Origin of the sequence: Micromonospora sp. WMMD723 (genome assembly GCF_049863385.1) — a bacterium.
In the GTDB taxonomy this organism is placed as follows: domain Bacteria; phylum Actinomycetota; class Actinomycetes; order Mycobacteriales; family Micromonosporaceae; genus Micromonospora; species Micromonospora wenchangensis.
In genome coordinates this window covers 5,765,056-5,786,704 of sequence record NZ_JBMKNR010000001.1, presented here as the reverse complement: position 1 = coordinate 5,786,704, position 21,649 = coordinate 5,765,056, and the positions used below count along the sequence as shown (strand labels likewise).

21 protein-coding genes are annotated in these 21,649 nt (G+C 73.0%); 11 read left to right on the top strand and 10 right to left on the bottom strand.

The genetic code is table 11. The features are described 5' to 3' along the window. Positions 1 to 17 precede the first annotated feature (17 nt). Positions 18 to 746 (bottom strand): SDR family oxidoreductase, encoded by a 729-nt coding sequence (locus tag ACN261_RS25075; RefSeq protein WP_421482113.1) that lies wholly within the window; start codon positions 744 to 746, stop codon positions 18 to 20. Positions 747 to 909: 163 nt separating this feature from the next. Here ACN261_RS25075 and ACN261_RS25070 point away from each other — a divergent pair, with 163 nt between their 5' ends. Further along, positions 910 to 1,371, top strand: coding sequence for a peroxiredoxin (locus ACN261_RS25070; RefSeq protein ID WP_421482111.1), 462 nt, complete (start codon positions 910 to 912; stop codon positions 1,369 to 1,371). Between the two features lie 66 nt (positions 1,372 to 1,437). Continuing rightward, a complete protein-coding gene (locus ACN261_RS25065) occupies positions 1,438 to 2,139 on the top strand; it encodes a hypothetical protein (RefSeq protein WP_421482110.1) in 702 nt (233 codons plus the stop codon). A 72-nt stretch (positions 2,140 to 2,211) separates the two neighbouring features. Here ACN261_RS25065 and ACN261_RS25060 read toward each other — a convergent pair whose 3' ends face one another. The 3 genes from ACN261_RS25060 to ACN261_RS25050 all read right to left on the bottom strand — a co-directional run bounded on the left by ACN261_RS25060 (position 2,212) and on the right by ACN261_RS25050 (position 5,949). Continuing rightward, positions 2,212 to 3,414, bottom strand: a complete 1,203-nt coding sequence (locus ACN261_RS25060; RefSeq protein WP_425852463.1) for a GNAT family N-acetyltransferase — start codon at positions 3,412 to 3,414, stop codon at positions 2,212 to 2,214. Positions 3,415 to 3,529: 115 nt separating this feature from the next. Beyond that, positions 3,530 to 4,528, bottom strand: coding sequence for a cytochrome d ubiquinol oxidase subunit II (gene cydB, locus ACN261_RS25055; RefSeq protein WP_421482108.1), 999 nt, complete (start codon positions 4,526 to 4,528; stop codon positions 3,530 to 3,532). A gap of 14 nt (positions 4,529 to 4,542) precedes the next feature. Next, positions 4,543 to 5,949 carry a cytochrome ubiquinol oxidase subunit I gene (locus ACN261_RS25050; RefSeq protein ID WP_421482107.1) on the bottom strand — a complete coding sequence of 469 codons (1,407 nt, stop codon included), beginning with the start codon at positions 5,947 to 5,949 and terminating at the stop codon, positions 4,543 to 4,545. A gap of 172 nt (positions 5,950 to 6,121) precedes the next feature. On the opposite strand from ACN261_RS25050, the gene ACN261_RS25045 reads away from it, so the two are divergent. Genes ACN261_RS25045 through ACN261_RS25030 form a run of 4 tightly spaced genes read left to right on the top strand, consistent with a single transcriptional unit; the run spans position 6,122 to position 9,891 of the window. Beyond that, positions 6,122 to 6,898 carry a lysophospholipid acyltransferase family protein gene (locus ACN261_RS25045; protein WP_425852461.1) on the top strand — a complete coding sequence of 259 codons (777 nt, stop codon included), beginning with the start codon at positions 6,122 to 6,124 and terminating at the stop codon, positions 6,896 to 6,898. A 53-nt stretch (positions 6,899 to 6,951) separates the two neighbouring features. Then, complete coding sequence (locus tag ACN261_RS25040; RefSeq protein ID WP_425852459.1) at positions 6,952 to 7,719, top strand: glycerophosphodiester phosphodiesterase; 768 nt, start codon at positions 6,952 to 6,954, stop codon at positions 7,717 to 7,719. A gap of 15 nt (positions 7,720 to 7,734) precedes the next feature. Further along, entirely contained in the window at positions 7,735 to 9,129 is a 1,395-nt protein-coding gene (locus ACN261_RS25035) for an MFS transporter (protein ID WP_425852457.1), read from the top strand. A gap of 45 nt (positions 9,130 to 9,174) precedes the next feature. Then, complete coding sequence (locus ACN261_RS25030; RefSeq protein WP_421482102.1) at positions 9,175 to 9,891, top strand: thymidine kinase; 717 nt, start codon at positions 9,175 to 9,177, stop codon at positions 9,889 to 9,891. A gap of 31 nt (positions 9,892 to 9,922) precedes the next feature. Here ACN261_RS25030 and ACN261_RS25025 read toward each other — a convergent pair whose 3' ends face one another. Next, a complete protein-coding gene (locus ACN261_RS25025; protein WP_421482101.1) occupies positions 9,923 to 10,381 on the bottom strand; it encodes a hypothetical protein in 459 nt (152 codons plus the stop codon). A gap of 111 nt (positions 10,382 to 10,492) precedes the next feature. Here ACN261_RS25025 and ACN261_RS25020 point away from each other — a divergent pair, with 111 nt between their 5' ends. Continuing rightward, the gene (locus ACN261_RS25020) at positions 10,493 to 12,199 is read left to right on the top strand and encodes an acyl-CoA dehydrogenase family protein (protein WP_425852455.1); all 1,707 of its coding nucleotides are present in this window, start codon (positions 10,493 to 10,495) and stop codon (positions 12,197 to 12,199) included. Here the strand turns inward: ACN261_RS25020 and ACN261_RS25015 are convergent. The 5 genes from ACN261_RS25015 to ACN261_RS24995 form a co-directional block, all read right to left on the bottom strand. Then, positions 12,192 to 12,779, bottom strand: a complete 588-nt coding sequence (locus ACN261_RS25015; protein WP_421482099.1) for a TetR/AcrR family transcriptional regulator — start codon at positions 12,777 to 12,779, stop codon at positions 12,192 to 12,194. The genes ACN261_RS25020 and ACN261_RS25015 overlap by 8 nt on opposite strands. A gap of 46 nt (positions 12,780 to 12,825) precedes the next feature. Beyond that, the gene (locus ACN261_RS25010) at positions 12,826 to 13,824 is read right to left on the bottom strand and encodes a tyrosine-type recombinase/integrase (protein WP_421482097.1); all 999 of its coding nucleotides are present in this window, start codon (positions 13,822 to 13,824) and stop codon (positions 12,826 to 12,828) included. A 127-nt stretch (positions 13,825 to 13,951) separates the two neighbouring features. Then, complete coding sequence (locus ACN261_RS25005) at positions 13,952 to 14,374, bottom strand: Hsp20/alpha crystallin family protein (protein WP_421482096.1); 423 nt, start codon at positions 14,372 to 14,374, stop codon at positions 13,952 to 13,954. 117 nt (positions 14,375 to 14,491) lie between these two features. Next, positions 14,492 to 14,569, bottom strand: coding sequence for a hypothetical protein (locus tag ACN261_RS25000; RefSeq protein WP_425853649.1), 78 nt, complete (start codon positions 14,567 to 14,569; stop codon positions 14,492 to 14,494). Positions 14,570 to 14,624: 55 nt separating this feature from the next. After that, complete coding sequence (locus ACN261_RS24995) at positions 14,625 to 15,737, bottom strand: FAD-dependent oxidoreductase (protein ID WP_425852453.1); 1,113 nt, start codon at positions 15,735 to 15,737, stop codon at positions 14,625 to 14,627. 48 nt (positions 15,738 to 15,785) lie between these two features. Here ACN261_RS24995 and ACN261_RS24990 point away from each other — a divergent pair, with 48 nt between their 5' ends. The 4 genes from ACN261_RS24990 to ACN261_RS24975 all read left to right on the top strand — a co-directional run bounded on the left by ACN261_RS24990 (position 15,786) and on the right by ACN261_RS24975 (position 21,519). Then, positions 15,786 to 16,475 (top strand): TetR/AcrR family transcriptional regulator, encoded by a 690-nt coding sequence (locus tag ACN261_RS24990; RefSeq protein ID WP_421482094.1) that lies wholly within the window; start codon positions 15,786 to 15,788, stop codon positions 16,473 to 16,475. A 425-nt stretch (positions 16,476 to 16,900) separates the two neighbouring features. Beyond that, entirely contained in the window at positions 16,901 to 17,284 is a 384-nt protein-coding gene (locus tag ACN261_RS24985; RefSeq protein ID WP_425852452.1) for a hypothetical protein, read from the top strand. Between the two features lie 92 nt (positions 17,285 to 17,376). After that, positions 17,377 to 17,754, top strand: coding sequence for a hypothetical protein (locus tag ACN261_RS24980; protein WP_421482091.1), 378 nt, complete (start codon positions 17,377 to 17,379; stop codon positions 17,752 to 17,754). Positions 17,755 to 17,859: 105 nt separating this feature from the next. Further along, complete coding sequence (locus ACN261_RS24975; RefSeq protein WP_425852450.1) at positions 17,860 to 21,519, top strand: hypothetical protein; 3,660 nt, start codon at positions 17,860 to 17,862, stop codon at positions 21,517 to 21,519. Positions 21,520 to 21,649: the final 130 nt, after the last annotated feature.

Sequence of the window (21,649 nt, the reverse complement as noted above, 5' to 3'; positions counted from 1 at the left end):
GGTATGGCGCTGGGCGGTCAGAGGCCGCCGGCGACGCGTAGTACCGCGCCGGTGGTGTAGGTGGCTTCGGGTCCGAGCAGCCAGGCGACGGCGCCGGCGACCTCGTCGGGTTCGCCGGCGCGGCCGAGGGGGATGCGCCCGGCGGCGGTGTCGGCGCGGTCGGGTACGCCGGAGTCGGTGTGGATGTCGGTGCGGATGATGCCGGGGGCGACGGCGTTGACCCGGATGCCGCGGGGGGCGAGTTCCTTGGCCAGGCCGATGGTGAGGGTGTCGGTGGCGGCTTTGACGGCGGCGTAGTGGATGTACTCCCCCGGGCTGCCGAGGGTGGCGGCGGCGGAGGAGATGTTGACGATGGCGCCGCCGTGGGTGAGCCGGTGGGCGGCCTGTTGGGCGCAGAGGACGTACCCGATGAGGTTGACGTCGACGACGCGGCGCAGGTCGTCGGGGCGCAGTGCGGTGAAGGGGCCGATGGGGCTGGTGACGCCGGCGTTGTTGACCAGGGCGGTGAGGGGGCCGAGGTCGGCGGCGGTGGTGAAGAGGCGGTCGATCTGGGTGGGGTCGGTGGTGTCGGCGGGGACGGCGACGGCGCGGCGGCCGAGGCGGTGGATGTCGGCGACGACGGCGGCTGCGGCGGCGTGGTCGTGGCGGTAGCCGATGGCGAGGTGGTGGCCGGCGGCGGCGAGCCGTCGGGCGGTGGCGGCGCCGATGCCTCGGCTGCCGCCGGTGATGACGGTGACCGCGGTCATTGTCCCTGCTCCCCTGCCGGTGCGGTGTGCGGTGGTGTGACGGTACCGTCCGCGCCGGTGGGTGGGCAGGGTGTGGGTGCTCACGTGGCGCGGTGGCGCGGCGGTGGGTGGGGTGATCGCTTACGCTCACCGCGTTTCGGACGGATCGGATCGGTGGAGGTGTGTGGTGGGTGTGAGTGTCGGTGATCGGGTGGAGGATTTCGTGCTGCCGGATCAGACGGGTGCGCCGCGGCGGTTGTCGGAGTTGTTGGCGGCGGGGCCGGTGGTGTTGTTCTTCTATCCGGCGGCGATGACGCGTGGGTGTACGGCGGAGAGTTGTCACTTCCGGGATCTGGCGGCGGAGTTCGCGGCGGTGGGGGCGCAGCGGGTGGGGATCAGTCGGGATCCGGTGGAGAAGCAGGCGGAGTTCTCCCGGATGCACGGGTTCGACTATCCGTTGTTGTCGGATGTCGACGGTGTGGTGGCGCAGGCGTTCGGGGTGCGGCGGCGGTTGCCGTTGGGGCCGTTGAGCACGCGGCGGATGACGTTCGTGATCGGTCAGGACCGGCGGGTGCTGGCGGTGGTGCACAGCGAGTTGGGGATGAACGAGCACGCGGACGAGGCGTTGCGGGTGCTGGGGGGCTGATCGTCGGGTTGTCGTGGTGGGCTGGTATCAAGGCAGGATCAGACACGTGTACGAAAGAGGGTTGTGATGGCGGGCCAGGGTTTGTCCGATGACGAGGTGCGGGGTATCCGGGAGGCGTTGGCGGCGGGGCGGAAGCCGAGGGTGGTGTTCACCGCGTCGGCGGGGCAGATCGCCGGGCAGGTGGGTCAGGTGGTGGAGGTGACTGATCCGGCGGTGTCGGACGAGTTCGTGGTGGTGCGGTTCGGGCGCGACGAGTTGCCCTTCTCCCCCGCCGATCTGGCGGTGGCGCCGCGGGGTGCGGGTCGTCGGGTGGTGGAGGCGAAGTCGGAGCCGGTGGTGGAGCAGGTGGAGCCGGCGGCGAAGGTGGAGCCGGAGTTCGTGTTGGACACGCCCCGGGTGCCGGTGCAGAGGCGGGAGGAGCCGAAGGTGGAGCAGCAGTCGGTGGCGGTGGAGAAGCCGGCGGCGCGTCGGCCGGCGAAGGTGGCGAAGCCGAAGGGGCCGGCGGGTTTGACGGTGACGTTGGCGTATGCCGACGGTGAGTGGACGGTGGCGGCGCAGCAGGGGGCGAAGGCGTTGGCGAAGCCGTACGTGGTGAAGCCGGCGGAGGCGTTGCGGATGGTGGCGTTGGTGGATGTGCCGGGGGTGCAGGAGGCGGTGGAGCAGATCCTGTCGGCGGAGCGGTCGGAGGCGGAGCAGCAGGCGGAGAAGTTGCGGGCGGAGTTGGCGGAGATCGAGGCGCGGTTGGCGGAGTTGCGTGAGGCGCGGTGAGGTGGGGCCGGTGACGGCTGTGGTGGGGGCCGGTGGGGGGCGGTCGCCCCGCAGGCCCCCGGTGGGGGTGGGTCAGAAGTAGTCGCCGAGTTGGGCGGGGCCGCCGGCGGCGAGCAGGTCGAGTGGGGTGGGGTCGGTGCCGGTGGGGTGGTGCAGCAGGCCGGCCTGGGCGACGGTGCGGGCGGTGGCGGCACCGGTGTAGAGCAGGGCGAAGCCGCGGACGGTCAGGTGCAGGTCGGCGGGGGTGGTGGTGCGGCGCAGGTCGGCGTGGCCGTCGGTGATCTCCAGGTGCCAGGTGCCGGTGTTCCAGTCGGCGAGGGGGTCGTCGAGGGTGAAGGTGGCGGTGCCGTGCAGGTGTGGTGGCCAGCCCCGGTCGCGGATGGCGCGGGTGACGTCGACGGGGCGGTGCATCCAGGTGTCCTGTTCGTGTTCGCGGGCTTTTTCCACGGGCAGGTGGGGGGTGAGGGGGTCGCCGGGGAGCAGGGTGAGGCGCAGGGTGGGGGCGACGCTGTGCCAGCTGGCGAGGATGCCGACGAGTTCGCGGGCGGCGTCGGCGGTGGTGGCGGCGAGGTCTTCGACGGTGATGGTGCCGTCGTCGCCGTAGTGGTTGCGGCGGTCCCAGCCGGCGTAGCCGACGAGGTGGCCGTGGTGTTCGACGAGGGTGAGGCCGTCGTAGGGCAGGGTGTCGTCGGTGGTGTGGCGGGTGCGGTGGTGGTCGTGCAGGGGGCCGCTGCGGGCGAGTAGGCCGCGGCGGTGGCGGACGGTGCGGGTGTGTAGTTCGTCGACGGCGGTGAGGTCGGCGGCGGTGCCGGGGCGGACGGTGAGGTGTGGGCTGGGGTGGTGGCGGGTGAGCAGGGCGGTGGGGAGGTTGACGGTGCGTAGGATGCCGGCGGTTTCCCAGCCGCAGGCGCGGTAGGGGGCGGCGACGGTGGGGAACAGCGCGCTGACGGCGGCGCCCCGGTCGTGTGCGCCGCGTAGGAGGGTGGTGAGCAGGGCGCGGGCGATGCCGCGGCCGCGGGCTTCGGGGGTGACGGCGACGCCGGCGATGTCGGCGGCGGCGATGGTGCGGCCGTCCCACCACTGGTGGTGGTGCAGGTCGACGGCTTTGCCGATGAGGCGGCCGGTGTGGTCGAACGCGCCGTAGCGGGTGGTGCCGGGGGTGGTGGTGGGTGGTGGTGCGGGTTGCGGGTCGGAGCCGAAGGCGGTGCGGCCGAGGTGCCAGGCGGCGGCGTGGTCGTCGTCGGTGAGTTCCCGGACGTGGGGGTCGTGCGGCATGCGGCGACGATAGCGGTGGGTGGGCGGGTCGGCGACGGGTTTGTGGTGGACGCGTTGCGGGGCCGGTGCGACCCCCTCGCTCCGGCCCCGCGTCCCCGCGCCCCTCGCGCGTCTTTCAGTGTTGCGGGATGTTCTGTACCCCGATTCGCTTGCGGAACACCCAGTAGGTCCAACTTTGGTAGGCGAGGACGATCGGGGTGAAGACGACGGCGACCCAGGTCATGATTTTCAGCGTGTAGGGGGTGGAGGCGGCGTTGGTGGCGGTGAGGGTGCCGGTGGGGTCGCCGGTGGAGGGCATGACGTTGGGGAACAGGGCGGTGAAGAGGGTGGCGACGGCGAGGGCGATGGCCAGGGCGGTGCCGGTGAAGGCCCAGCCTTCGCGGCGTACGCGGGCGGCGGCGAGTGCGCCGAGCAGGGCGAGTGCGGCGGCGGCGGCGAGGACGATGGCGGCGGGGTTGGAGCGGATGGTGAGGGTCCAGGTGAGGAAGGCGACGGCGACGACGGCGGTGCCGACGCCGAGGGTGACGGCGAGGGTGCCGGCGCGGTGGCGGATGTCGCCGGTGGTCTTGAGGGCGAGGAAGACCGCGCCGTGGGTGAGGAAGAGGCCGAGGGTGGTCAGGCCGCCGAGCAGGGCGTAGGGGTTGAGCAGGTCGAGCAGGCCGCCGACGTATTCGTGGTCGGCGTCCAGGGGTACGCCGCGGAAGATGTTGGCGAAGGCGACGCCCCAGAGCAGGGCGGGGATGGCGGAGCCCCAGAAGATGGCATGGTCCCAGCGGCGTTTCCAGGCGGCTTCGGGGCGCTTGTGGCGGTATTCGAAGGCGACGCCGCGGGCGATGAGGGCGAGCAGGATGAGCAGTAGGGGTAGGTAGAAACCGGAGAAGAGGGTGGCGTACCACTCGGGGAAGGCGGCGAACATGGCGCCGCCGGCGGTGATGAGCCAGACCTCGTTGCCGTCCCAGACGGGGCCGATGGTGTTGATGAGGACGCGGCGTTGCCGGTCGTCGCGGCCGAGGACGGGTAGGAGCATGCCGACGCCGAAGTCGAAGCCTTCGAGGATGAAGTAGCCGGTGAAGAGCACGGCGACGAGGAGAAACCAGATGGTGGTGAGTTCCACGGTGGGGCTCCGGGTCAGTAGGCGAAGGCGAGCGGGCGCTCGGCGTCGTCGGTGTCGTCGGGGGTGGGGGTGACGTCGGGTACGCCGGCGCGGGCGTAGCGCAGGAGGAGTTTGAGTTCGATGACGGCGAGGGTGGCGTAGATGAGGGTGAAGGCGGTGAAGGAGGTGAGGACTTCGGTGAGGGAGACGCTGCGGGAGACGCCGTCGCGGGTGAGCATCTCGCCGAAGACGATCCAGGGTTGGCGGCCCATCTCGGTGAAGATCCAGCCGAAGGAGTTCGCGAGCAGTGGGAGCACGGGCATGATCAGGCCGGCGCGCAGCAGCCATCTGTTGGTGGGGGTGCGGCCCTTGCGTTGGGTCCAGAGGATGAGCAGGGCGATGGCGGCGGCGGCGAGCCCGAAGCCGATCATGAAGCGGAAGCTCCAGTAGGTGACCGGGATGATCGGGGTGTAGCTGCCGGGGCCGTACTGGCTGGCGTACTGGGCCTGGAGGTCGTTGATGCCGTGGACGGTGCCGTTGGGGTCGCCGGTGCCGAGGTAGGACAGCAGGTAGGGGATCTTGAGGGCGAAGACCTCGCGGCTGCCGTCGAGGCTGCCGACGGTGAGTACGGAGAACGAGGCGGGGCTTTCGGTGGTGTAGAGGCCTTCGGCGGCGGCCATTTTCATGGGCTGCACCTGGGTCATGATCTTGCCTTGGATGTCGCCGGTGAGGACGACGAGGGTGGCGGAGATGAGCACGACCCAGGCGCCGAAGCGGGTGGCGTGGCGGTAGGCGTCGGTGTCGGGGGTGTCGCGGCGGCGCATGACGTGCCAGAGGCCGACGGTGGTGACGAGGGCGCCGGCGACGAGGAAGGCGCCGGCGAGGGTGTGCGGGAAGGTGATGAGGGCGACCTTGTTGGTGAGGACGGCGACGAAGTCGGTGAGTTCGGCGCGTCCGGTGTCGGGGTTGAAGCGGTAGCCGACGGGGTTCTGCATGAACGAGTTGGCGGCGAGGATGAAGTAGGCGGACAGGTTGGTGCCGATGGCGGCGGCCCAGATGCTGGCGAGGTGCAGGCGTTTGGGGAGCCGGTCCCAGCCGAAGATCCACAGGCCGATGAAGGTGGATTCGAGGAAGAAGGCGACGAGGGCTTCGATGGCCAGGGGTGCGCCGAAGATGTCGCCGACGAAGCGGGAGTAGTCGGACCAGTTCATGCCGAACTGGAATTCCTGCACGATGCCGGTGACGACGCCCATGGCGAAGTTGATCAGGAAGAGTTTGCCGTAGAACTTGGTGAGTTTGAGGTACTTCTCGTCGCCGGTGCGGTGCCAGCGGGTCTGGAGGATGGCGACCAGGACGGACAGTCCGATGGTCAGTGGTACGAAGAGAAAGTGGTAGACGGTGGTGACACCGAACTGCCAGCGGGCGACGTCCAACGCGTCCACCGGGATCCCCCTGCCATTGATACTACGAGACGTAGTAGATACTACCGCGCGTCGTAGGTTGTCGGGCAGGGTCGGGGGTCCCGACCCGACCCGGGACCAATGACCCTGATCACCACGGGCCGCACGACCCGGCTCCGGTCCTCCCCCACGCCCGTGCGACCATCGGCGACTGATGGACACCCCGCGCCCCGGCTGGCAGCCACCACGGTTCTGGCGTGCCGCCCAACTGCTCGCCCGGCTGGTCGTCGCCCTGTGCGCCCGACTGGAGGTCAGCGGGGACGTCCCCGAGCACCTGCGCCGGGGGCCGCTGATCCTGGCCGCCAACCACATCAGCCCCTTCGACCCCATCGTGCTCGGCGCGGCCTGCCGGGCCCGGGGCGTGTCGCCCCGCTTCATGGCCACCGGTGGGCTGTTCCGCACCCCGGGCCTCGGCGCGCTGATGCGCCACGCCGGGCACCTGCGCGTCGACCGGGGCACCACCGGCGTACGCCGGGCACTCGACGACGCCGCCGCGGCGGTCACCGCCGGGTCGGTGGTGCTGGTCTACCCGGAGGGACGCATCGGCCTGGACCCCGGCATGTGGCCCGAACGCGGCAAGACCGGCACGGCCCGCCTCGCCATGGCCTGCGACGCCCCGGTGGTGCCCGTGGCCCAGTGGGGGTCGCACGAGGTGCTGCCCTACCGGGCACCCCGGGGGATGCTGCGCGCGCTGGGCCGGGCGCTGGTGCGCCGCCCGGTCATCCGGGTCCGCTTCGGCGCGCCCCTGCACCTCGCCGACCTCTCCCCCGACGCGCCCGGCGCGGCCCGCCGGGGCACCGACCGGATCATCGACGCGATCACCGCCACCCTGGTGCCGCTGCGGCCCGACGAACCGGACCGGCCCCGCCACGTCGACCCGGGGCGTCCCGTCGACACCAGCCGGGTCCACCGCCGCCCCACGTCGGCCTGACCCGCCGCCGGTCGGCCGCCCGCCGGCCAGCGGGGGCGGGCATACTGCGCTGCGTGTCGACCCGAGCCGGCTACCTGGACGCCCCCACCCCGCTGGCCTTCGCGCACCGCGGTGGCGCCGCCGACGGCGACGAGAACACCGTCGCCGCGTTCACCCGGGCCGTCGAGCTGGGCTACCGGTACGTGGAGACCGACGTGCACGCCACCGCCGATGGGGTGTGCGTGGTCTTCCACGACGCCACCCTGCGTCGGGTCACCGGGCAGCGGGGCCGCATCGCCGACCTGCGCTGGGCCGACCTGGCGACGGTGCGGGTCGGCGGCGCGGCGGTCGTGCCCCGGCTCGACGAGGTGCTGGCCGCCTGGCCGCAGATCCGGTTCAACATCGACGTGAAGGCCGACACCGGCGTCACCCCGGCGGTCGGAGCGGTCACCCGGGCCGGCGCGGCCGACCGGGTGCTGCTGGCGTCGTTCAGTGACGCCCGGTTGGCGCGGCTGCGCGCGGCCACCGGCGGCCGGGTCGCCACCGGCCTGGGCGCGCGGGGGGTGGCCCGGCTGTGGCTGGCGTCGCGGCACGGCCGGCCGCTGCGGTTGCCGCCGTCGGTGGTGGCCGCGCAGGTGCCGCCCCGCTACGCCGGGGTGCCGGTGGTCGACCGTCGGTTCCTGGCCTACTGCCGCCGGCTGGGGGTGCAGGTGCACGTCTGGACGATCGACGAACCTGCCCGGATGCACGACTTACTGGATCGTGGTGTGGATGGCATCATGACCGATCACGTCGGCGTGCTGCGCGACGTCTACCGCAGCCGCGGCCTCTGGGCCGCCTGAGCCCCGAGGACCGCGATGGCCGACCCGGTCGCCACCACCCCCACCGCCACCGGCACCCCGGCGGGCCTGCGCCGGGAGCGGCGTGGCTGGTACCTGTACGACTGGGCCAACTCGGCCTTCCAGACCACCGTGATCACGGTGTTCCTCGGCCCGTTCCTCACCACCGTCACCGAACTGGCCGCCGGCTGCGAACTCGGCGCGGACACCTGCGACGGGTACGTGCACCCGCTGGGCATCCGGGTCGCCGCCGGCTCCTACTACCCGTACCTGATCTCGCTGTCGGTGCTGTTGACCGTGTTCGTGCTGCCGGTGGTGGGGGCAATCGCCGACCGGACGGTGCACAAGAAGCGGCTGCTGGCGGGGGCGGCGTTCACCGGTGCCGGGGCGACCATCGCGATGGCGCTGGTCACCGGCGAGCGGTACCTGCTCGGTGGGGCGTTGTTCCTGGTCGCCAACATCGCCTTCGGCGCGGCGGTGGTGGTGTACAACTCGTTCCTGCCGCAGTTGGCCGGCCCGGACGAACGCGACGCGGTGTCCAGTCGCGGCTGGGCCATCGGCTACCTCGGTGGTGGTCTGCTGCTGGCGTTGAACCTGGTGGCGGTGACCCTGCTCAGCGAGGACGACAACCCGCAGCGCACCCTGGACCTGGCCCGCTGGTCGATCGTGTCGGCCGGGGTGTGGTGGGCGGCGTTCACCCTGGTGCCGCTGCGGTGGCTGCGGGAGCACCCCACCGCCGAGGCGTTGCGCGGGGCGGGCCGCAACGTGGTCACCGACGGGTTCCGGCAGCTCGGGCGGACCCTGCGGGAGATCAAGGCGTACCCGTTGACGCTGTTCTTCCTGCTGGCGTTCCTGGTCTACAACGACGGCATCCAGACGGTGATCACCCTGGCCAGCCAGTACGGCACCGAGGAGCTGCGGCTGGGGCAGAGCACGCTGATCGTGACGATCCTGCTGGTGCAGTTCCTCGCCTTCGGCGGGGCGTTGGCGTTGGGGGCGCTGGCCCGGCGCATCGGGGCGTGGAAGACGGTGCTGCTGTCGCTGGTGCTGTGGACCGGGGTGATCATCGGGGCGTTCCGGTTGCCCGCCGAGGCCCCGCTGCCGTTCATGATCCTCGGTGGGGCGATCGGTCTGGTCCTCGGCGGCAGCCAGGCGTTGAGCCGGTCGCTGTTCAGCCAGCTCATCCCCGCCGGCAAGGAGGGCGAGTACTACGGGTTCTACGAGATCAGCGACAAGGGCACCAGTTGGCTCGGCCCGCTGGCGTTCGGCCTGGTCTTCCAGCTCACCTCCTCCTACCGGGTGGGTCTGGTCTCCCTGCTGATCTTCTTCGTGGTCGGGTTCGCGCTGCTGGCCGCGGTGCCGATCCGCCGGGCCATCGTCGCCGCCGGCAACACCCCGCCCCGGGTGCTCTGACCATCGGCCCGATCCACCCGCACCGATGGGCTAGGCTGCCCCGACGTGACCGACGACGCCGCTGCCACCCCCACCTGCCTGGCCCGTCCCCTGCCCGGCCCGCACGACGGGGGGACCGGCTGCGCCGCCGCCCGGGGCGTCGACGGCCGCCCGTTGCACGCCGCCGCGTTGAAGTTCTTCTGGGGTCCGATGGACTGCGGCAAGTCGACGATGGCGTTGCAGATGAACTACAACCACGCCCGGCAGGGGCGGCGGGGCCTGGTCACCACCCGCATCGACCGCTCGCTGGGGCCGCGGGTGACCACCCGCATCGGGTTGGCCCACACGGCGGTGGAGGTGACCGACGAGCTGGACCTGCGGGCCCTGGTCCGGGACACCTGGGCCGAGGGGGTCCGCATCGACTACCTGATCTGCGACGAGGCGTCGTTCTACGACGTGGCGCACGTCGAGCAGATGGCCGAACTGGTCGACGGCTACGACGTCGACGTGTACGCCTTCGGTCTCGCCACCGACTTCCGGTCGTGCCTGTTCCCGGCCGCCCGGCGGCTGTTCGAACTGGCCGACGAGGTGGCCCGCATCCAGGTGGAGGTGCTGTGCTGGTGCGGGCGGGAGGGGCTGCTCAACGCCCGCGTCGTCGACGGGCGGGTGGTCCGTGAGGGCGCGCAGGTCGTCATCGGGGACACCGTCGACACCGCCGACGTGCGCTACCAGGTGCTGTGCCGGCGGCACTACCGCTCCGGCGACCTGGGCCCGCGCGCCTGACCCGGCCGGCGGTCAGTACGGGTCGCCGTGGTCAGTACGGGTCGCCGCAGATCCGCCACTTCCCGTCCTCCTTCACCACCGGCAGCCGCCGCTGCTCGTCGGCCCCGCCGTCGCGGGTGACCCGCACCGCCACCTCCCCCGCCGGCCGGCCCCCCCTGGTGCGGACCGACACGTCGAGGATCTCGTAGCCGGTGACCACCGGCGGGGTGCGGACCCAACCGGCGAACCCGACCTCGCTCCACCGGCCGCGCGTCGGCGCGCACAACCGCCGGTACGCCTGCTCCACCTCACCGGCGGACAGTTCCCGCAGGAACCCGTCGGCGGTCTCCCGCACCGGGCCGGTGGCGCCCGCCACCACCTGCACGTTCCACAGCCCCAGCCCGGCCACCCCGACCAGGCACAGGCCGACGGCCAGACCCCCCAGGAACAGGCCGGTGCGCACCGGGCGACGCCGCCGCGCCGGTCGGGTCCACGCCTGCTGCACGCTCATCACCTGCGACGGTAGGCGGGCGGGTCGGGGCGGCGCAGGCGGTTCGCCCCCTGTCGCACCGCCGGGGCGATCGTCTACCGTCGGCGCACACCCCTGGTGAAGGAGCGACGGATGAGCCGCTACGTGCAGCCGGTGCCGGACATCGACGACCCGTACGCCGGTGACCGGCTGCTGCGGTCGTGGCTGACCCGGCAGCTCGGCGCGGACGGGCACACCGCCGCCCAGGACCGGCTGACCGCACTGGCCGCCGACGCCGCCGGGCCGCTGCGCGCCGCGCACGCCGACGCCGAGGCCCACCCGCCGACGCTGGTCCGCTACGACCCGTGGGGCGCCCGCGTCGACCGGATCGACACCAGCGCCGGCTGGCAGGCGCAGCGGGCCGCCGCCGCCCGGCACGCCGTGGTCGCCCTGCCCTACCTGGATTCGGCACGCGGCACGTGGGGGGCCGCCGCCCGCGTCGTCCAGCACGCCCTGCTGCACCTGTACGGGCCGGAGTCGGCGACGTTCTCCTGCCCGGTGGCGATGGCCGACGGTGCCGCCGCGCTGCTGAGCACCCCCGACGTCGACGCACAGGTGCGCGACGCTTGGCTGCCCAGGCTGGTCGCGACCGACCCGGACACGGCGATCGTCAGCGGGCAGTGGATGACCGAGTCGCAGGGCGGCTCCGACCTGTCCGGCACCGGCACCCTCGGCCGGCCCGCCGCCGACGGGTCGTGGCGGTTGAGCGGGGAGAAGTGGTTCTGCTCGGCCGCCGACGCGGCGATGGCGGTGGCGTTGGCCCGGCCGGAGGGCGCCGGGCGGGGCAGCCGGGTCCTCGCCCCGTTCCTGGTGCCCCGCTACGCGGCCGACTCGCCGCTGGCCGGCGCCACCGCCGCCCCGGACGGCCCGGCCCCCGGGGTGGTGGTGCGGCGGCTCAAGGACAAGCTGGGCACCCGGGCGTTGCCGACCGCCGAGATCGGGTTGCGGGACGCGTACGCGCTGCCGTTGGGTGACCCGGCGGTGCCGGGGCTGGTGCGGGCGATGACCCTGGTGGTGGTGACCCGGGTGCACAACGCGTCGGCCGCCGCGTCGGGAATGCGTCGGGGCCTGTCCTATGCGCTGGCGTACGCGCGTGCCCGGCGGGTGGCCGGTGGGCTGCTGGCCGACAATCCGCTGCACCGGGCCACCCTCGGCGCGTTGGCGGTCGACGCGGCGGGCGCGTTCGCGCTGGCCGGGCACGCGTTCGCGTTGCTCGGCCGGGTCGAGGTCGGCGGCGACCCGCAGGCCGCCGCGGAGCTGCGGGTGGTCGCGCCGCTGGCGAAGCTGGCCACCGGACGGCTGGCGGTGTCGTCCGCCGCCGAGTACGTGGAGGCGTTCGGTGGGGCCGGCTACGTCGAGGACACCGGCGTGCCGAGGCTGCTGCGGGACGCGCAGGTCCTGCCGATCTGGGAGGGCACCACCAACGTGCTGGCGGTGGACGTGCTGCGCGCGGTCACCCGGGAGGACGCGGCCGGTCCGCTGCTGGCGCGGCTCACCGCCGCCGCCGACGTGGCCCGTCCGCTGTCCCCGGTCCTGGCCGACACCCTCGCCGCGGTGGCCGCGGAACTGCGGGCCACCCTCGGTGAGGTCACCGCCGACCCGGCGTCGGCGACGGTCCTGGCCGGCGCGCGTGCCCTGGCCCTGCGGATGGCGTACGCGCTGGCGGCGGCGCTGCTGGTGGAGCACGCCGCGTGGGGTGACGGGCAGGCCGAGGTGGCCGCCCGGTTGTGGGCGCGGCGGTGGCTGCGGCACGAGGACATCTGCGCCGACGCCCACCACCACCTCGACCTGCTCACCTGACCCGGGTCAGCGCGCCGTGCAGGAACAGGTCGACCAGGTCGGTGGTGGACGGCGTCGTGGTGGCCAGCGGGCCCGGCGGGGACAACAGACCGAGGAACAGGTCGGCGAGCTGGTCGGGCGGCAGCCGTAGCCGGTCGACGTCGGGGGTGAACAGGGCGGCCACCGCCGAGCGGACCGCCGTCGCCGCCGTGCCGGCCGGTGGCGGGTCGGGGCGGGCCCGACCGGTGGCGTGCAGGGCACCGAGCACCGCGCCCAGCCGGGCCAGGTGGGCGTGGACCGCCCCGGCGGCCTCGGTGAGCCGACCGGCCAGGGGCTGGCGTCGGTCGATGCGGGCCAACCGGTCGAGCAGCGGGTCGGGGCGCAGGGCCTCGGCCACGCAGGCGTCGAGCAGCGCCTGCTTGTCGGCGAAGGCGCGGAACACGGTCGCCTCGCCGATCCCGGCGGCCCGCGCCACCTCGGCCGTGGTCAGGGTGGTGCCCCGGCGGGTCAGCAGGGGCAGCGCGGTCTGCACGATCATGGCGCGGCGGCGGTCGGCGGCCATGGCCGGCGCGCGTCGTCGGCGTCCCCCGGGTGCCGTCATGGCACCACACTCGGGAGTGAGCGCTTACTCCGTCAACCGGTTTTCCTCAGCCGCGCCGCCGGGCCCGCGCTGCCCAGATGACGTACGCCGGGTCCCGGTCGAGGTTGTGCCGGTCCCGGTCGTAGCGGCGGGTGGTCCGCGGGTCGGCGTGCCCCATCGCGTCCTGGACGTCCTCCAACGGCACCCCCTCCTCACGGGCGGTGGTGGCGAAGGCGTGCCGCAGCGAGTGTGGGGACAGCTTCGCCGCCGCGGCGATACCCGCCGTGGCGGCCAGCCGGCGCACCAGCCGGAACACCGAGTGCCGGTCGAGTCGACCGCCGGTGGTGGTGGCCAGCAGCGGGCCGGTCAACGCCTCGACGGCCACCCCGGCCGTCGCCGCCCGCTCGGTCAGATAGGCGTCGAGGGCGTACGCGGTGCCCGGGGTGAGCGCCCGGCGGCGGGACTTGCCGCCCTTGCCGACGAACCGGACGCTGCGGTGCCCCCGTTCGGCGCCGAGGTCGGCCAGGTCGAGGGAGACCAGTTCACCGACCCGCAGGCCGAGGTCGGCCAGCAGGGCGACGGCGGCCCGGTTGCGGGCCGCCGTCGGTCCGGTGTCGGCGTCGGCGGCGGCCAGCAACGCGTCGACCTCCTGCGGGGTGAGGCCGACGGTGGCCGAGTGGTCCCGGTCGATGCGCGGGCGGTCGGCCCCGGAGACCGGGTTGGCGTCCACCGCCCGCAGCTTCACCAGGAACTCGTACCAGCTGGACAGGGCGGACAGTTTCCGGGCGACGGTGGCCGGGGTCAGCGGCCGGCCGCTGCGCGCCGCCGGGGTGGCCTCCAACTGCCGGGCGTAGGCGTTGACGTCGAGGAAGGTGGCCCGCAGCGGGTCCAGGTCACCGCCGGCACACCAGGTGAGCCAGCCGGCGATGTCGCGCCGGTACGCGTCGCGGGTGTGCGCCGACAGTCGACGGTTACGCAGCCACGCCTCGGTGAAGTCGACGGGTGTGCCGGTCAGCGCCGGGCGGGTCGCGGTGCGGGGCAGGACGGGGCCGTCGGGACGCAGCATGCGAGAAAGACTCTCAGCCCCGGTCGGTAATCACGGTGAGGCGCGCCCGAGCGGATTGCCCGACGCCCGGGTGCGACGGCGTCGGGCCCGGTGGGGGCCGGTGCGGCCCCCACCGTGGGCGTGGTGGTCAGGCGGTGATCTGCCGGTGTCCGTTACCGGCAGTGACCGGGACCCGACGCGGCTTGGCCCGCTCGGCGATCGGGATGCGCAGCGTCAGCACCCCGTGCTCGTAGGCGGCCTCCAGCCGGTCGGTGTCGAGGGTGTCGCCGAGGAACAGCTGCCGGGAGAAGGTGCCCATCGGCCGTTCGGCGGCGACCAGTTCGACGCCGTCGGAGGTGGGACGGCGGCGCTGCGCGCGGACGGTCAGCACGTTGCGCTCCACCGTGCAGTCGATGCTGTCGGGGTCCACCCCGGGCAGGTCGAACGCGGCGTGGAAGTGGTCGCCGTCGCGCCAGGCGTCCAGGTGCATCACCGCGGGGCGGCTGGTGGTGCCGAAGAGCTGCTCGGCGAGCCGGTCGATCTCACGGAAGGGGTCGGTACGCATCAGCATGGTCGTGCCTCCTCGGTTTCCTCGGGCCGAAGGTTTCCGGTGAAGTTGAGCCGGGTCGACTCAACTCGTACTTCAGTATTTACCTCGTCCCGGCGCGCCCGTCAACCCCGTCGTCGGTCACGGCCCGGTACGCCGGTAGACCCGCCGGTCACGGCGCAGCAGGGCCCCGTCGACCAGGTGCCGGCGGACCGTCACGTGGTCGGTGCCGCGCCGGCAGACGTTCTCCGACCGGTCCGGGGAGCCGGGGCGGTCAGGAGGGCTGGACCTCGTCGAACAGGGCGAGTGCGGTGGCCGGGTCCGGGCCGACCAGGCGTTCCAGACCGGCCGTGGTGATCGCCGCCCACCTGCCGGCCCGCGCCCACATCCGTTCCTCCCAGGCCCGCACGACCCCGTCCAGATCGTCCGGGTCGGCGGCGACGGACTCCGCGAGCTCGGCGCCGTCGAGCATCGCCAGGTTCGCCCCCGCCCCCAACGGCGGCATCAGGTGCGCGGCGTCACCCAGCAGTGTCACCCCACGCACGTGGGCCCACGTGTGGGACACGGGAAGGACGTGGATCGGACGGTGGACGAACGCGGTGCCCCGCCCGAGCAGGTCACGCACCGGTTGCGCCCACCCGTCGAACAGGGCGAGCAGGGCGGTCCGCGTCGCCTCCACGTCGGTCAGGTCCAGCCCTGTGTGCCAGTCGAGCGGCGCGCGGAGCTGCGCGTACACCGTGACGTGGCCGCCGCTGTTGCGTTGGGCGACGATCGCGCGGTTCACCCCGTACACGGCGAGCGCGCCGTCGCCGATCAGCTCGGCCAGGTCGGGGTGGCGGGTGTCGACGTCGTCGAGGGAGGTCTCGACCGCGGTGACGCCGGTGTAGTACGGGGTCGCCGGCGACACCGCGGGCCGCACCCGCGACCACGCGCCGTCCGCGCCGACCACGAGGTCGAACGTCTCCTGCCGGCCGTCGGCGAGGTGCACGAGCGCGCCGTCGGTGGGCACCACCTGGGTCACCTTCTGGCCCCACCGCACGTCGAGCGAGTCGAGCAGCAGGCCACGCAGTTGCCCACGGTCGATCTCCGGATTGGCCCGCTCGTCCGGTCGGGGTCGCCAGTCCCGCAGCACGGTTCCCGCCGGGTCGAGGATGCGCATGGCCTGCCCCTCGGGACGGGACAGCTCGCGGAACCGTGCCGTCAGCCCCGCCTTGTCCAGCGCCAGTTGGCCGAGCCCCTCGTGCAGGTCGAGGGTGCCTCCGGGGGGACGGGAGTCGGGCCCGTGATCGCGTTCCAGGACGGCGACGGGATGGCCGAGGCGGTGCAGGACCCGGGCGAAGGTGAGGCCACCGGGTCCGGCACCCACCACCGCGATACGCTGTCTCATGGCGATACACTGTATCGGTCGTGAACGTGTCGTCGCCAGCAGCCGGAGGTGACCGTGACCGTGTGGGACCGGCCGGAACCGCCGCCTCCCCCGGTGCCGCTCGACCGGGAGCGGATCGTCGTCGCCGCCGTCGCGCTGGCCGACGAGGGCGGCCTGACGGCGGTGTCGCTGCGCAAGGTCGCCGCTCGCCTGGACGCCGGCCCGATGCGGCTGTACGGCCACCTCGCCACCAAGGACGAGCTGCTCGACCTGATGGTGGACGCCGTCCACGCCGAGATCCTTCCCGACGAACCGACCGCCGACTGGCGGGAGACGCTGCGGGTCGTCGCCCACCGCACCCGGCGTACCGTGCTGCGGCACGAGTGGCTGGCCGACCTGCTCGGCGGCCGCCCCACCCTGGGACCCAACGGCCTCGCCGTGACCGAGACCCAGCTGGCCGCCCTCGACGGGCTCGCCGACACCGACACCGTCCTGCGTGCCGTGGAGACCGTCGGCGCCTACGTCACCGGCGCGCTCCGGCGGGAGGTCGCCAACCTGCGGGCGGAACGCGCCACGGGCCTGTCCAAACGCGACTGGCAGCGCGCCCACGGCCCGCACGTGACGAGGATCCTGGCCACCGGCCGCTACCCGGCACTGGCCCGGGCGGTGCACGACGGCACCGAGGTGGACGCCGAGACGTCCTTCACCGCCGGCCTGGACTGGGTCCTCGACGCCGTGGCCACCCGACTGCCCGGATAACCCGGTTGTCGTCGACGAGGCCGTCGGTGACGGTGTGCCCATGTCCCACGAACTGTTCGCCGTCGTCGCGGCCACCGGCGCCCTCGGCCGCCGCGCCGTCACTCGGCTGCGTGAGCGGGTCGTGGCCGTCGTCCGCGATCCCCGCCGCGCCCGCCCTCTGGCGGTTGCCGTACGCCACGGCGACTACGACATCCCCGACACGCTGGTCGAGGCGTTCGCCGGGGTCACGCGACTGCTGTTCGTCTCGTCCCCCGAACTCGATCCCGCCCGTCGCACCGAACAGCACCGCGCGTCGTGGCGGCGGCAGAGCGGGCCGGGGTCACCGATGTGGTCTACACCAGTTTCCATCCGATCGCCGGCCTCTTCGACGCCCACCGGGCCACCGAGGAGGCGCTCGCCGCAGCGGGCCCGGTCCACACGGTGCTGTGGAACCCGTTCTACACCGCGAGCCGTTCGTCGACGCGGCGCTCCGGGACGCCACATCCGGGGCGGCGTTGGTGCACGCGACCGGGGGCCGGAACCTGACCACCGCCACCCGGGCCGACCTAGCCGATGCCGCAGCGGCCGCCCTGCTGCGCCCCGACACCCGGGGGCGGACCTACACCCTCAACGGCCCGCCGTGGACGTACCAACAGGTGGCCGCCGCGCTCGGCGTCGAGGCCCGAACCGGCGTGGTGACCGGCCCGATGGGCTGGCTGCACGGATTGACCCGTGCCGGCACCCTGGACGTGTCGACCGACCACCTACGTGAACTGCTCGGACGGACGCCGGCCGGCATCCTCGACGACCTCCCTCGGGCCAACTGCTGACCCGGGTTTGTCAACCGCGGGACGGGACTGGTGAACAACTCCAGCCTGCCCTATCTCTGGAGCGCAGGCACCCTTCGATGGAGGAGAACAGGATGCGAACCAGACCCAGTCTCGCGGCGGTCATGACGCTCGCCGTGACGGCCGCAGCGATGACGGTGGCCGATCCAGCACTGGCCCTCAATCAGAAAACCTGCCAGGTGAAATACGACGGCGTCGACCGCGACTGCATCACCCAGACGCTGGATCTCGCCGGATCGAACCTGTTTCACGTCGCCTCGACCGGTGCCCCGGCAGACCAGTCCTGGCTGTTGATCGTCACGGATGTGAACAACGGCAAGGTCGTCGTCAATGATCCCCCAATCTGGGGCAACGCGAACGTCTGGCGGACCAAGGTCTACTCCGACTACACCGCCTACGCGTGGTGTAACCGGCCCTGCCCCGGACTGACGCTGTACTTCGCCAACGGCTGACCTGGATGCCCTGCTGGCGTGAATCCGACTTCACCGACGGCTTCGGCCTCTTCTCACGTGATGCTGATCCCACGTGATTAGTTGAAGTCGGTGGATGTGAGGGCGATGCCGCGTCCGGAACGTTCGATGGATCCTGCTGCCGGTCCGGTGCAGATGCTGGCCACCGAGCTTCGTGACCTGCGTCGACGTGCGGGGAACCCGGGATATCGGGAGCTTGCTTCCGAGGCCGGCTACTCGGTCACCGCCCTGGCCAACGCCGCCGGGGGCCGGCGTCTGCCGAGCTTGCCGGTGACGTTGGCGTTCGTCCGGGCGTGTGGTGGCGACCCGTCCGTCTGGGAGCGGCGGTGGCGGCAGGCGTCGGCCGAGTGGGCGGCGTCGCAGGGCCACGGCGCACGGCGGCAGTCCCCGGCAGCGGACGGGCGGCCGCCCTATCTCGGACTGGTCGGTTACGGCGTGCAGGACGGGGACCGCTTCTTCGGGCGGCGGCGGATCCTGGCGCAGTTGGTGCAGATGCTGGAGGAGCACCGGTTCGTCGCGGTGTTCGGCGCTTCTGGTAGCGGTAAGTCCTCGCTGTTGCGGGCCGGTCTGATCCCCGCCATCCGGTGCGGTGACCCGGCCCGCGGCGGCGGACACGTCGTACTGATCACCCCGGGTGCCGAGCCGACCAAGGCGTTACGCAAGGCGTTGGAGCAGGTGCCGGCCACCACCTCGGTGCTGCTGGTGGTGGATCAGTTCGAAGAGCTGTTCACGCTGTGCCGCGACCCGCTCGAACAAGCCGCCTTCATCACCGTGCTGACGGCCTCGGTCGTCGACGCGGACGCGGCGGAGGACACCGCGCCGCGGATGCGGGTGGTGATCGGGGTCCGCGCCGATTTCTACGCCCGCTGCGCGGAGTCCGCGCCACTGGCCCAGCTGCTCGCCGGGGCCAACGTCCCCGTAGGCCCGCTGGCCCCGGACGAGCTGCGCGAGGTGGTCACCGAGCCGGCCCGGCGCGCCGGTCTGACCGTCGAACGGGCCCTCCTGACCAAGATCGTGGCCGATGCCGAGGCACAACCGGGAGCCTTGCCGCTGGTCTCGCACGCCTTGCTGGAGACCTGGCGGCAACGCCGCGGCGAGGTCCTGACACTGGCCGGGTACGAGGCCGCGGGCGGGATGAGCGGTGCGATCGCCCAGACGGCGGAGTCGGTGTACCAGGGTCTGAACGCGCGCGATCGGGAAACGGCCCAGCACGTGCTGACCCGGTTGGTCGCGCTGGGCGAGGGTGTGCCGGATACCCGGCGCCGGGTACGACGTGACGAGTTGGACCGGCCCGGGGTGGGTGCGGTGCTCACGAAACTGGCCGACGCGCGCCTGCTGGTCCTCGGTGTCGACACCGTCGAGATCGCGCACGAGGCGCTGATCAGGGCCTGGCCCCGGCTGGACGACTGGCTGCACGACAACCGGGACGAGCTTCACCTGCGCCGCCAGCTCACCGAGGCGAGCCAGATCTGGCTGTCCCATGACCGCGACAGCGGCGCGCTCTACCGCGGCGCGCCGCTGGCCGCCTGGGACGGACGCAGCCTTCAGCCTCTCAACGTCCTGGAACGCGCCTTCCTGACGGCCAGCCGCGATCGGCAGGCCCACGAGATGACCACCCGGCGCCGCCGCGTCCGGCTCGCGCTGACCGGTCTGACCGTCGCTGTGGTGGTGATGAGCGTGCTGGCCGCCATCGCCGGGGTCCAGGCGCGTCGGGCGAACGAGCAGCGTGACCTTGCCCGCTCCAGCCAGCTGGTGGCTCAGGCCCGCGCCCAGTTGCAGGTCGATCAGGAGGTCGCACTGTTGCTCGCCGTCGAGGCGTACGACACCGAGCCCACCGGGGAGGCGCAGTCGGTCCTGCGGCAGGCGGTGGCCTATTCGCGGGGGCGGGCCACCGTGGCCGCCGGCCAAGGCCAGGTGCTTGAGGTGGCGTACAGCCCGGACGGCCGCACGGTCGCCAGCGCCGGCGACGACGGCACGGTCCGCCTGTGGCAGCGCGCCGAGCCGGAGGGACTGCAAGCTGCCCCACGAGTCCTGCGGCGTGGCGACGCGGCACTCAACGGTCTCGCCTTCAGCCGGGACGGGCGGTCGCTCGTGGCAGGCGGGGATGACGGCCTCGTCACTGTGTGGAATCTGGCCGGCGGCGCCCCGGTGGTGCTGCGTGGGCACGGTGGCGTCGTGCACGCGGTCGCGTTCAGTCCGGACGGCCGGTGGGTCGCCAGCGGCAGCGACGATCGCACCGTCCGAATCTGGGACTCCGCGGGCCGGCGACATCCGGTGGTGCTGACGGCCGGGAGTCCCGCGCTCGGCGTCGCCTTCAGTCCGGACGGCAAGCAGGTCGCCGCCGGCGGCACCGGGACGATCCACATCTGGGATGCGACCGGCCGGGGCGCGCCGAGGGTGCTCACCGGCCATGAGTGGACGGTCAAGGATGTGGAGTTCAGTCCGGACGGAAGCCGGCTGGCCAGCGCAGGCAGCGACGGCACGGTGCGCATCTGGCCGACCTCGGGCCCGGCGATGCCGGTGGTCCTTCATGGCAACGACTCCTACGTCGAGTCTGTGGCGTTCAGCCCGGACGGCCGCCGGGTGGCCAGCAGCCACAGCGGCAGCAACACCATCCGGGTGTGGAACACGACCGGCGAGCAGGACCCGGTGGTGTTGCGCGGGCATGACGGAGCGGTGTGGAGTGTCGCGTTCAGCCCGGACGGGCGGCGGCTGGCCAGCGCGAGCACCGATGGCACGATCCGGTTCTGGGATCCCGGCGTCGCCGGGAGCCCGCTCGTGCTGCGCGGTCATCACGGGGAGGTGTGGACCGTCGCCGGCAGCGCCGACGGGCGGCTGATGGCCAGCGGCGGGGTGGACGCCACGGTGCGCGTCTGGCGAGACCCGTGGCGCGCCGACCCGTTGGTTCTGCGGGGCAATCAGGACGAGGTCCTGGTGGTGGCGGTCAGCGCGGACGGCCGCTGGGTGGCGAGTGGCGGACTGGATCAGACCGTCCGCGTCTGGAACGCGCAGACCGGCGAGGAGCGGGTGGTGCTGCGCGGCCACACGGGACCCGTGTTCGGCGTCAGCTTCAGCCCCGACGGGCAGCGCCTGGCCAGCGCCGGCAGAGACGGAAGTGTACGCGTCTGGTCGCTGGCCGGCGGCGCACCACTGGTGCTGCGTGGCCACGAGGGCGGCGTCCGTGCGATCGCATTCAGCCCGGATGGACAGCGCGTGGCCAGCGCGAGCACCGACGGCACAGTCCGGATCTGGTCCGCCGACGGTACCGGGACCCCGACGGTGGTGCAGGACCAACCGTCCGGCCGCCCGGTCTGGGCCGTCACGTTCAGCCCGGACGGCAGGCGTCTGGCCGTCAGCGGTCAGGACGGCGCCGTGCGGATCTGGTCCAGCGACGGCCACGGACCACCGGTCTCCCTGCAGGGTCACCGCGATGTCGTCTGGAGCGTCGATTTCAGTCCGGACGGCCGGCTACTCGCCAGCAGCGGCCAGGACAACGACGGCGTACGGGTCTGGCAAACCGCAACCGGCCGGGAGTTGGTCACCATGCGCGGCCACGGTGCCTCGGTCGAACAGGTCAGGTTCCTCCCCGACGGTCGACTCGCCACCGCGCACGGCGACAGCACCGTCCGGATCTGGCGATGCGACGTCTGCGGACCGATCACCGAGGTGCGCGCCAAGGCGGACACCTTGGCCACCCGGACCCTCACCGCCCAGGAACGCGAGACCTTCGTCCTTCCCACCCGGTGACCTGCCGTTGTCACCTCCGGACCGGGCTGCCAGGAGGTGTTGCCGCCGGCTGCGGTAGGTGGGATGCAGCCGAGCAGGGCGGAACCCGTCATCAGGTTCACCGACTTGCCTCCCGGGCCCGCAGGTCATC